Origin of the sequence: Streptomyces sp. UG1, assembly GCF_049974585.1 — a bacterium.
Lineage (GTDB): Bacteria > Actinomycetota > Actinomycetes > Streptomycetales > Streptomycetaceae > Streptomyces.
Window position 1 is genome coordinate 1 of record NZ_JBNGGG010000040.1, and the last position, 12,160, is coordinate 12,160.

General features: G+C 67.5%; 4 protein-coding genes. 3 read left to right on the forward strand and 1 reads right to left on the reverse strand.

Annotation, left to right across the window (positions count from 1 at the left end):
• Nucleotides 1–1,003 precede the first annotated feature (1,003 nt).
• Nucleotides 1,004–1,555 carry a Uma2 family endonuclease gene (locus ACP4J3_RS36800; RefSeq protein ID WP_426540668.1) on the reverse strand — a complete coding sequence of 184 codons (552 nt, stop codon included), beginning with the start codon at nt 1,553–1,555 and terminating at the stop codon, nt 1,004–1,006.
• A gap of 1,244 nt (nt 1,556–2,799) precedes the next feature.
• On the opposite strand from ACP4J3_RS36800, the gene ACP4J3_RS36805 reads away from it, so the two are divergent.
• The 3 genes from ACP4J3_RS36805 (at nt 2,800) to ACP4J3_RS36815 (ending at nt 11,750) form a co-directional block, all read left to right on the forward strand.
• On the forward strand, nt 2,800–10,125 hold the full coding sequence (locus ACP4J3_RS36805; RefSeq protein ID WP_426540669.1) for an RHS repeat-associated core domain-containing protein: 7,326 nt from the start codon (nt 2,800–2,802) through the stop codon (nt 10,123–10,125).
• 1 nt (nt 10,126) lies between these two features.
• Nucleotides 10,127–10,567, forward strand: a complete 441-nt coding sequence (locus tag ACP4J3_RS36810) for an SUKH-3 domain-containing protein (protein ID WP_426540670.1) — start codon at nt 10,127–10,129, stop codon at nt 10,565–10,567.
• A 262-nt stretch (nt 10,568–10,829) separates the two neighbouring features.
• Nucleotides 10,830–11,750 carry a Dyp-type peroxidase gene (locus ACP4J3_RS36815; protein ID WP_426540759.1) on the forward strand — a complete coding sequence of 307 codons (921 nt, stop codon included), beginning with the start codon at nt 10,830–10,832 and terminating at the stop codon, nt 11,748–11,750.
• The last annotated feature ends 410 nt before the right edge of the window (nt 11,751–12,160 follow it).

The following is a 12,160-nucleotide window of genomic DNA, read 5'->3' on the forward strand; positions in this document are numbered from 1 at the left end:
TCCCCTGGATAGCAGAGGCCCCTTCTGTCTCCCGACACCCTTGACACCGCCAACAGGGCCTTAACTTCGTGGCATTGAATGACCAACATCTACTGACAGCGTGAGGTCCACTTTTCATCTGATGCCCCCGGTCCACGATTCAGCCGTTACCGACAGCGAGGGCGGAACAGGCGGTCCTTCTCCGTTCGGGGGACGTCGCCCCGAGACCGGTTACCGCCCTGCTACGAAGTGCGTAAAATGCGCCTTTTTAGGGATCCTGGGCAACTGCTAGGTGCTGACGAGGACCGCGGTATCGACGTCGACGGGTGCGGCCTCGGCGAGCTCGACCTTGAGGCTCGGGGTGCAGGCCTTCGTCGAGACGGGGCGAGGCCGTGGGCCTTGGAAGATGCGGGTGATCTCGGCGAGGTCCGGGGCCTGCCGCGAGGACGGAGCGCGGAAGACGCGCCATGTGCCGTGGGTGCCGGCGGGCAGCCTCTCGAGGACCTTCTTCGCGGCGCGCTCGCCACGGTCAGTGCGGCGGGCCTGGTCGGCGGCGCGCTCGTACTCGGGGGCGGGGCCTCGATCTGCTCGACCGGGGGATCTCGTCGACTTCGTCCAGGCCGGCCGGGTTCGGGGCCTCGACGATCGCGGTCTCGGCTTGGTCGGCAATGAGGACGGCGGGGGCGACGACGGAGCGGACCAAGTCGGTGATGGCCGAGCCTGCCCCGCACCGGATGAACGGTGCGGGATGTGAGACGAGCGTCCTCGCGTCGCAAGGTTGGTGCGCTGGACGTTCTATTGTCGCCGGGGCCAGAACTGGAATCCTCCCGACGGAGCCCGGCCCAGCCCACCGCCGGGCCTTCCCGGGGCCAGAATGGGGCGGGAAGGACAGGAAAACCCCGGGAGTGATCACCGAACCCCGGGCAGCCCAATGCGTGGAGCTCTTCAGTCGCTGTTTCGATGATCATGCCCTCGCCGACCGGCTGCCGGGCCTCTTCCTGCTTCGGGACGCGTTTTCTCAGACTCAGTGAGTGTCGGGCGCCGGGTCCGGCAGGGGGAGTTCGTCGAGGTCGAGGGTGAAGGTGCGGCCGTCGGCCAGGGGGATGGGGAGCTTGCCTGTGCCGTATGCGCGGGTGTGGGCGGTGCTGTAGCCGCTGGAGGTGGGCTCGGTGTGCAGGACGACTTCCCGGGCGTAGGGATCCACGACGAGGTAGACGGGGATGCCGTACCGGCCGTACTTCGCAGTGCAGTCGTCGTAATCCTTGCGTGCCGAGGACGTGGAGACGACCTCCGAGATCAACAGGACGTCCTCGAAGCTGTAGCGCTTGCCCTCTTTGCGCGCGTCCTCGCGCAGGATGGCCAGGTCGGGGGCGGAGTTCTCGTCGGCGGGGAAGTCGATGTAGACGTCCGAGGTGACCTTCGCGTGACGGCCGAGGGCGAGAGAGTCGATCTGCATCGACCTGATCGTGCTGGAGTGCTCTTCGCTCTGCGGGGTCATGATGATCTTTCCGTCGGCGCCGAAGAACACCACGTATCCCGCGGGGAACTCGGTGTGCGTGATCGCGTCGACACTCATGGACGGTGCTCCTTCCCGTGTGCCGTCATGATACGGCGGACAGAGCCGTCCCACGGGTGGACTTCCGTGGCGTGCGCGCACTACAGGGGGGAACCGGTCCGCACGAGCGGACGCCGTGACGCGGGGCGTGAGCTGGGCCCGTAGTGTTCGGACCCAACAGCCGGCGGTGGGTGACTTCCAGGGGCGGCGGGCACCTTCCGGGGGCCATGGGGTGGCCGGACGCCTTTGGACGGGGCAGCATGAAGTAGCAGAGGGCAACCTGCCGCAAGTGCTCTGATCAGGCACGACATCACTCGGCATCATCACGCGGTATCCGGCAACACGATCCCTCACGGTCTCGTAATGCGTAGGTCTCGGGTTCGAATCCCGAAGGCGGCTCCATGGTGAACCCCAGGTCAAGCCTTTGACCTGGGTTTCTTGTTTTGGGTGACCTTGGAATCTCGGCAAATCGGGCACTGTCTGCCTGTGCATCGTAATGCGTGGGTCGGGGGTTCGGTTTCTATGACGAGATCGGCGAAGTAGGGCTCTGAACTGGTCTTTTGCTTGCTCGTAGGGGATAAATCAGGCTGGCGTAACGGGTCCCGGTGGACAACCGGTGGACAGCCGTGCGTGAAACTCCGTCAGGGGACTGTCGCTGTCCCTGCCCGACGGGTGGAATCCACCGGTCTCCGAGGGGGCTATCGGCGGCGGCGGGACTGTCCGGTCCTGACAGCTTTCACGTCCAACTCGGGTCCTGGTGATGATGGGCCGTGAGCACACGCAGGAACCGCTTCTTGCCACGTTTCGAGGTGCCACCGAGCTGGCAGACCGCCATCCCCGAAAAGTCGGAGCGTGCACGGAGGGCTGACCGCAAGAGTGTGCGATGACTTGCGGGCACCGTCGTATCCAAGCCGTCAAGTGCTTCATTGTGCACGCCTGGAGCGGCGGAATCCGTCCCCGACTGGTCGGTTGATGCCCAGCTGAGTTCAGGCGTATCGCGAGCGCTTGGAGTGATCACGGCAGCCTGTGCGGTGGGATCAATCTCGGCCAGATACCGCCACGCATGTCGCGTACATGACCCTACACCCCTACGGTGTGACACCTCGTGCGATGACGGTGGGGGTTCACGGGGCTGGAGTGACCCGTGAGTGCCTTGGGGAGGGCACATGCGGAACAGGGGCGGGCGTTTTCGCGCTGTGGTCGGTGACGGCAGACGGCGACTGGTGACTGTGGGGGCGCTGGTTCTCGCGCTGGCTGTGGGAACCGTGTCGGCCGAGGCAGTACCGCCGGAACCCAAACCCACCAATGCCACCACTGAGGCGGCGGACACCCTGCCGACCCAGGAGACGGCCGAGTCCGCACCCGCACAGGTGGAGGCCGCTGCCGAACCCACCACCGATAACGCCGTCTACGCCTACGATGCCGCAGGTCGCCTCGTTGGCCTGACCGATCCCGGCGGTGAGACCGCTCGCTACCGGTACGACGAGGCCGGCAACCGGCTCGGTATCGACCGGTTCGCCTCCAGCACGCTGTCGGTGCTGTCGGTCGTTCCTGTCAGTGCCGCGCCCGGTGCTGAGGTCACCTTGTCCGGCACCGGGTTCTCCGCCACCGTCGTGGACAACACGGTGGCGTTCGGTGATTCGACCGCCGAGGTGAGCGAGGCGTCGGCGACTCGTCTGGTGGTGACTGTCCCGGACGGCGCGGATGACGGGCCGGTGGCCGTGACCGTCGGCGGAACCACCGCCGAGTCCACCGAGACCTTCACCGTGGCGCCCGCCGGTCCGGCCATCACCTTGGTGGAGCCCTCGGCGGGGCCTGCCGGGACCGAAGTGGTCATCACGGGATCGGGGTTCGCGACTGAGGCTGCGGACAATCTTGTCCGGTTCAACGGCGGGACCCTCGCTGAGTTGGTCGGCGTCACCAGCACCGCTCTCACCGTGAGGGTGCCCGAGACCACGACCACCGGACGGATCACCGTCCAGACCCCGGCTGGAAGGACGACCTCGCCCGAGGACTTCACCGTGCCGCTCGCGGAAGGTGAGGAGGAGTTCGAGACCACGGTCCGCATGTCGGTGGGCGACGAGGACCCGGTCTCCGTCGCGGTGACCGAGCCTGGCAAGCGTGCCCGGGTGCTGTTCGACGCCGAGCAGGGCGAGGATGTCTCCGTGGGCTTCACCGAGTCCACGTTCGATCCTTCAGCGGTCGTGGACCTGGTGGATCCACGGGGCGAGACCGTGGGCAGCGGCGGTCGTGTCTACGGCGTTTCGAGCGACTACGAGGTGCGTGATCTCCCGGTCTCCGGGACCTACACCCTGGTGATCGATCCCTCTTCGGACATCGCCGGCGCCGTGAATGTGACCATGTCTCATCCGGTGGGCGGGGAGCTGCGCTTCACCGACGATCCGGCCGCCACGGCGATGAGCCGGGCCGGGCAGGACGGTTTGTGGACGTTCGCCGCGTCGAAGGGGGACTCCTTCAGCCTCGGCGTCGACACCGCCGGCATGACCGCCGGGACGTCTGTGCGCCTGTATGAGCCCGACGGGGATCAGCTGGATTCCCTGTCCGTGTCCAAGGAGTCCGACGGGTCGCTGGACATTGACGCGCTGCCGGCGAGCGGGACGTACACCCTCTATCTCGATCCCGCGGACGGTGCGACCGGCACCGCGCAGGTCACGGTCTCGCACTACGCAGAGGCGGGGGCACTCGACACAGAGGGCGCGGCCGTGCAGATGGGGATCACCCGGCCCGGGCAGGACGGTACCTCCTCCTTCACCGCCGAAGCCGGACAGAAAGTGTCGCTCGGCGTCACGTCCACGGGCTTCGCCTCCTACGTCTCCTTGCGGCTGTACGCTCCGGACGGCAGCAGCGTGGACAGCTTCCTCGTCTCTTCCGAAGACACCACGGACTGGGACAGCGGCGCGCTGGCGCAGACGGGCACTTACCGGTTGGAGGCGGAGCCCGCCCGGATCGGCACCGGAACACTGGCCCTCACTTTGTCCCGGCCCGTGGGCGTGGGGCAGTTGAGCAGCACTGGGGACGCAGCCGTCGCGACGGTCAGCCGTCCCGGGCAGGACGCCGAGGCGACGTTCAACGCGACGACAGGGGACGACCTGTCGCTCGGCGTCACGGAGAACGCGTTCACCAGCTCCTTCAGTCTCACCGTCGTCGCACCGTCCGGCGCCGAGGTGGTCGACTCCGCGACGGTGAGCGCCTCCAGGGCACGGACACAGGGGCTGCCCGACCTGCCGGAAACCGGAACCTATACGGTGATCATGGATCCGCGCGACGGCGCCCAGGGCAGTGCCAAGCTGACCCTCTCAGCCGACCTGGCCGTCGACCTCGCCGTGGACGGCGACTCGCTGCCGGTCACCATCACCCGTCCCGGACAACGGGTGCGGGCGACGTTCACCGGCTCCGACGGCGACTACCTCGGTGTGGGGCTCACCGGCAACAGCATCGACCAGACCACCTACATCAACCTGGTCGGCTCCGAGGGCGCAGACGGCGACTACGTCGGTCTGATGACCAAGAACTCCACCCAGGCACTGAACCTGACCGGTCTGACAGCAGGTTCGTCCTACGCCCTGTTGCTGGAGCCGCAGATCGCCGGCACCGGCGGCGTGACGCTGTGGCTGTCCACTCCGGCCGAGGCGGGCGCCCTGTCGGAGACCGCCCGCACGGGGACGATCACCCGGCCCGGACAGCAACTGGAGTACACGCTGGAGGCGGCCGACGGGGACGGCGCCGCCGTGGTGTTCAGCGACACCACGATCACCGGAAGCACGCGGATCGCGCTGCTGGAGCCAGGGGCGACCGAGCAGACGAACCTCGGCTTCCTGTCCGCGGACGAGGCGGACTTGAGAGCTCCCCTCACAGCGGGCACGTACCGTCTGCTGCTCCAGCCGAGCAATCCGGTGACCGGCAGTACCACCGCCACGCTCGTCCCTGACGTGCAGGCGGGCGCCCTCACGGTGGACGGCGAGGCCCGGGACGCCACGATCGGCACCGCCGGCCAGAACGCCCGGTTCACCTTCACCGGCACGGCGGGGCAGGAACTCACCGTCGGCCTGGGCAGCACGCCGCCGTACGCCTGGTACCTGTCGGTGTACGGGCCGGACGGGGCGTGGCTGGTCGACGAGAGGTACATGTCCACGAGTACGACCTCGTACGCTGTGCCGGAGCTGCCGGCCGACGGCACATACACCGTCACCGTGGATCCCGCGTCGATGAGGACGGGTGCGTACAGCATCGGCCTGTCGACCACCGTGACCACGAGCTCCGCAGCAGACAGTGCCGCAGAAGGCAAGGAGCAGGAGACCGAAGCCTCGGCGAAGAGCGCTGGTGACAACAGCGGCGACGGCATCGTCCCGACCGGCGCCGACGCCTGGCAGCCCGACAAGCACAACCTCAAGGGCAGGGACTGGCTGACCCGGCGCGGTACGACGCCGAAGGCGCCGGCGAAGCTGCGCGCACCGCCGGGCAAGACCGCGCTCACGGGACACGTGCTCAAACTGAACGGAAAGCCCCTGGCCAGGGTCACTGTCCGGGTCGGCGACAAGACCACGCGCACGGATGCGAAGGGCCGCTTCCTGCTCACCGGTATCAGCGCGAACGCCACCACCCTGGTCGTTGACGGCAGCACGGCCGACACGAAGAAGCGCGCCTACGGCCGCTTCGACATTCGCATCCACCCCAAGGCCGGAACGTCCGTGGACCTCGGCTTCCCGGTGTGGATGACGCCGCTGGACACCAAGCACACCGTCACCTTCGACGCCCCCGCGAAGAAGGACGTCGTGCTGACCACCCCGCAGATCCCGGGCCTTGAGGTCCGTCTCCCCAAGGGCTCGGTGGTCCGCGACGAGAACGGCACGGTGGTCACCGAACTCGGCATCACGGCGATCCCGATCGACCGGCCGCCGTTCCCGCTGCCGAAGGACGGCGTCGTCCCCGTCTACTTCACCGTGCAGCCCGGCGGGACGTATGTGTTCCCCGAGGGCGCGCAGATCATCTACCCGAACTACACGCATGAACCGCCGGGCACCCGAGTCGACTTCATGGACTACGACCCCGACGGCAAGGGCTGGTACGTCTACGGGCACGGCGAGGTGAGCGCCGACGGTACCCAGGTGGTCCCGGACGCCGAGACCCGGGTGTGGGCCTTCCACGGCGCCATGTTCAACACCCCGTCGCTGCCTGCGTGGGCCACCTCCTGGCTGGACGGCGCGATCGACTGGCTGTCCGGTGACCCGGTCGACCTGTCGACGGGCCTGCTCACCGACACCCGCACCGACCTGGCGGTCGAGGACTCCCTCACCCCCGTCGAGGTGACCCGGACCTACTGGCAGGGCGACACCGAAAAACGCGCCTTCGGCATCGGACGGGACCTCGTCTACAACGCGTTCCTGCACTCCGAGGAGCAGTACCAGGAGGTCGACCTCTACCTCCCCGGCGGCCAGAAGGTGCACTACGTCCGCACCTCCGACGGCACCAGCTTCAACGACGCCGTCTTCGAGCCGGAGGACACCACCGGCAGCTTCCGCGGCACGACGATCGAGTGGAACAGCAGATCCGGCTGGGACCTGACCTTCCCCGACGGCAGCGTGTGGGAGTTCCCGCAGTACGCCCCGCTGAAGGAGATCCGCGACCGCTACGGCAACACCCTGACCCTCACCCGCACCAACGGCAACCGGGGCGGGATCACCCGGCTGGTCACCTCCGGCGGACGCTGGATCACGCTCACCTATGACACGCAGAACCGCGTGACCGAGGCACGGGACAACGCCGGCCGCACAGTCTTGTACACATACGACGGTGAGGGGCGGCTGGCGACGGTCACCGACCCGGCCGGGAAGGTGAGTTCGTACACCTACGACGGCACCTCCAACCGCATCGCCACCGCGACGGACGCCCGCGGCATCGTCTACATGACCAACACCTACGACGCGGACGGCCGAGTCGAGCAGCAGACACTGACCGAGGGCGCGAAGTACACCTTTGCCTACACCGTGACCGGCACCGGCGAGGTCACGGCGACCCAGGTGACCCAACCGGGCGGGGCGGTGCGGCGGGTGGAGTTCGACGGCGGCTACGGCGTCTCGGACACCGAGGCCTACGGCACCGACCTCGCCCGCAAGACGGTCTACGAGCGCGGCACAGGCCACCGCATCGACGCCGTGACCGACCCCTACGGGCGCCGCACCGAGCTGTCCTACGACACCGACGGCCACCTGACCGGGACGGTCGAGCTCGCCGGCACCGACGACGCCCGCACCACCAGGACGGTGGTCTACGGCGGTGCTTACGATCAGCCGAGCAGCATCACCGACGCACTCGGTCACACGACCACATTCACCTACGACGCCGACGGCAACCTGACCAAGACCACCGACGCCGAAGGACGCGCGACCTCCTACACGTACAACAGCGCCGGACAGGTCAGGACGATCACCGACGCCTCGAACGCGGTGACGACCTACACCTACAGCAACGGCGATCTCGCGGCGATCACGGACGCCGAAGGCCGGACCGTTGTCCAGTTCACGGATGCCGTGGGCCGGCCGAGCGCGCTGACCGACGCGTCGGGCTCGTCGACCACCGTGACGTACGACAAGCTCAACCAGCCCCGCAAGATCACCGACCCGCTGGGCTACACCACGGCCCTCGACTACGACGAGAACGGCAACCTCACCACCCTCACCGACGCCCGCGACCACACCACCACCTGGGCCTACGACGACGCCGATCGCCCCGAAACGGCGACCGACCCGCTCGGCGCGCAGTCCCTGTTCGAGTACGACGCGGCCGGGTTCCTGAAGAAGGCGACCAGCCGATCCGGCACGTCAGCCATGGCCGACTACGACCTGCTGGGCCGGCTCAAGAGCGTCCGGTACGGCGTCGATGACGCAGGGCAGGCCGAATCCACCGTCACCTACGGCTATGACGACAACGACCTGCTCAAGCAGATCACCGACAGCCAAGCCGGCAATCAGTCCTTCACCTACGACGTCTACGACCGTCCAGCCTCGACCACCGGCCCCACAGGCACGGTCAGCTACGACTACGACGCCGCGGACCGCCGCACCGGGATGACGGCGGCCGGGGCGAGCACGACGTACGGCTACGACACTTCGGACGTCCTGACCTCCGTCACGTCGGGCAGCCACGAGGTCACCTTCGGCCTGGACGACGCGGGCCGGGAGAAGACGGCGTCCCTGCCCGGTGGCATCACGCGCACCACCGACTACGACACCACCGGCGTCATCAAGTCCATCGTGTACACGCAGGGCGACACGACCATTGGTGACCTGAAGTACACCCGGGACGAGCGCGCCCTGCAGGCCGGGCTGACCGGCTCGCTGGCGAAGGTGACCCTGCCCGCCGCCGAGACCGGGACGCAGTTCGGCAAGGACAACCGCATTACCGGCTACGACGGGCGTACCTTTACCTACGACGCGGACGGGCAGCTCACCAACGACGGCCTCCGCACCTACACCTGGAACGCCCGTGGCGAGCTGACCGGCCTGACAAGGACGGGAACAACGTCGTCGTTCGGCTACAACCCGGTCGGCGGACGCATCTCGAAAACCATCAGCGATGCCACCACCCGCTACCTCACTGACGGCGCCAACCCGCTGGCTGAGCAGGACAGTGCGGGCGCGACCACCGCCACGGTGGCCACTTCGGGGCTGGACGAGTTCCTCACCCGCACCGAAGGCGGTACGACCCAGGCCTACCTGACCGACGCCCTCGGCAGCGTGGTCGGCCTGGCGAGCGCCGACGGAACCATCGCCACGACCTACGCCTACGATCCTCATGGCACACCTACCGTCTCCGGCACGGCGACCTCGAACCCGTACACCTTCACCGGCCGCGAGGACGACGGCACCGGCCTGCTCTACTACCGCAACCGTTACTACGACCCGCAGACCGGCCGCTTCATCTCCCAGGACCCCATCGGCTACGCCGGCGGCACCAACCTCTACCAGTACGCCCTCTCCTCTCCGACGACCTACACCGACCCCTCCGGCAACAACCCCATGGTCGTCGGCTGCGTCATCGGCGGTGGGCTCGGAGGATTCCTCGACTGGGGCGCGCAGCGGCTGTCGGGACGCAAAGTCAACTGGGGACAGGTCGGCGGAGCCGCGCTCCTGGGCTGTCTCGAGGGCGGCCTCGGCGGTCTGCGCGCCGGTGAGTCCGCGGTGCGGGCCGCACGTGGCCTCGCTGACCAGGCCTCGGCCATTCGCCCCGGCAGGCTGAGGCCGTCTGTGGCTGAGGCAGTTGAACTGCCCAATGGGCAGGTGATCCGTCACACGAGCGTCCGGGGGACTCCGCCCGCGTTGCATCCCCGAGTCCAGGACATCCTCAACAAAATTCCACCCGCGCAGCGCGGTTCGGGACATGGAAAGTGCGGCCTGCCCATCTGCCTCAGCAACGCACTCGGGAACGGGATGGATCCGACCGGCTCGAAGGTCGCGGCTGTCGTCATCCGGTCAAACGTCAAGCACCCCAAACACGGATACCCTGTGGGTCCATGTAACAGCTGCAAGGCACTGGTGAAAGAACTCAACCTGGATTTCTTGACGGGGAAGTAGTATGACGAGGTTCTCGGCAGAGACCGAAGAAGTCCTGCGATCAGCTGGATGGCGCGAAGGGCGCCACGTACAGACAGCTGAATGGCGGGAGCAGTTTGAGCAGCGCGGGATCATCATGCACGATGCTGCTGAGAAGTTTCTCGCGGAGTTCGGCGGCATTTCCGTCGACGTCAGCGCGCCGGGGATCAGCCGCGCACGCGAGCCGTTCGAACTGGATCCCAGTCTGGCGTACGGAGAAGAGGACCGGTTCTCCGAGTGGGGCGAAGAAGTCGGCGCGTCCTTGTTCCCGATCGGCGAACTGGATCAAGGGCGATTCTTCCTCGCCATCGACGAGAAATCGGCCATATACCTCGTCGCGGACTGGCTGGCTCACTTCGGTGAAATGCCTGCCGCTCTCGACAACCTGGTCCTCGGAGTCGCTCCCGAGATTGTCATCGAGTGATGAGACGCCCTACGGATTCGTTACCACACGAGAACACGTCCGTGCCCAGCCCGCTTTCCCGACTCAACCGTTACGACACTGACGCTTTGCGTCCGCTGGGAGGGGCCGTTCTGTGACGGCGCACAGCAGGCGCGGACTACTGCGCGCGTCGACGGCTGCCGCCCTCGGAGTCAGTGGACTCGCCGCTGCAAGCGCCGCGGTCCTGAACAGCGAGTCTTCTCAGCAGGAGGAAGAGCCGGCCTATCTGCGCGGTGCCGCACCGTTGCCGTATGCGCAGCTCATCTCCCTTGACCTCGGTGCAAGCAGGCAGCACCGTATCGGAGCATTTCGTGCGGCACATCGCGCTGTCACGGCGACCGATGGCGACAGCATCGCGGCGTGGCTCGCGGTGGGCCACAGCCTGCTTCCCGAAAGGGCAGAACGGCCCCGACACCTCAAGCGAATGCCGTCCTTCACGGGCGACGTGCTGGATCCCGCCCAGTCGCACGGTGACCTCCTGCTCCAGGTCACCGGTACCTCAGCCCAGGCGGTGAGCAAGGCGGCGGACCAGACGCTGGACGCGCTGCCGCAGTGGCGGGTCCGCTGGCGCATGGCCGGCCTGCGCCCCGAGAACCGTACGCAGGACGGCAGGGGTCTGGCCCGCAATCCCTTCCACTTCACCGAGGGCTACGGAAACCCCGCTACCTCGGCCGGAACCGCCGACCGCGCGATCGTCACCGGCGCCCAGAGCGAGCCGTCCTGGGCGGTTGGGGGAAGCTACCAGGTCGTACGGATCATCCGGCTCGCGACCGATTTCTGGGACCGCGACACCATCCACGAGCAGGAGCGCATCATCGGCCGGCGAAGAGACGGGCGGTGGCTGGACGGAACTCCCAGCACCGAGCGGCCCGTCTTCCCGACCGATCCCCAAGGCAAGATCACACCACTTGACGCCCACGTCCGCAGGGCAGCCCCGGACCGGCGCAACCCTCCGCCCATGGTCCGGCGAGGCTACAACTACCGCGGAGGAGACGACGACCAGGGACTCATCTTCTCCTGCTTCCAGCGCGATCTGGCCAAAGGCTTCGAAGCCGTGCAGAAGCGACTGGAGGGAGAGGCCATGGCAAAGTACCTGCTCACCACGGGCGGCGGCTACTTCTTCGTGCCGCCGCCTGGGGACGACTGGATCAATGCAGTTTCGTGACGTCGAAGGCTGCGATCAGTAGCGTGCTGTCGACGTGTCGCTCACCAGGACATCGGTGCAAGTTCAGTATGCGGATCCCGCGGGCCCAGCCGACAGTGTTGAGGCACTCCACCAGCGTGCGGGCTGGGCGTCGACGGTGAAGACGCCGTCGACAGGAGAATGCGTTTGCCCTCTACTTGAGCCGGGGCGTGGGCCAGTTACGGAGAGCTGCAGCCCGCCGCGCGAATCGAGACGGAAGGCCTGCAGGGGCGGTTGGGCAGTCCGAGGAGCTGACCAGGACGGCAGAAGTCCGGTACCCGGATGCGGTGGGGCGGCTTGACGCGCTGCTGCAGGCATGGGCGGTCGGGTTCGCGGCCGTGCGGTCTGATGTGCTTTCGCCGCGCCTGGCTGTGTCCTGGCGGGGTCTTCGG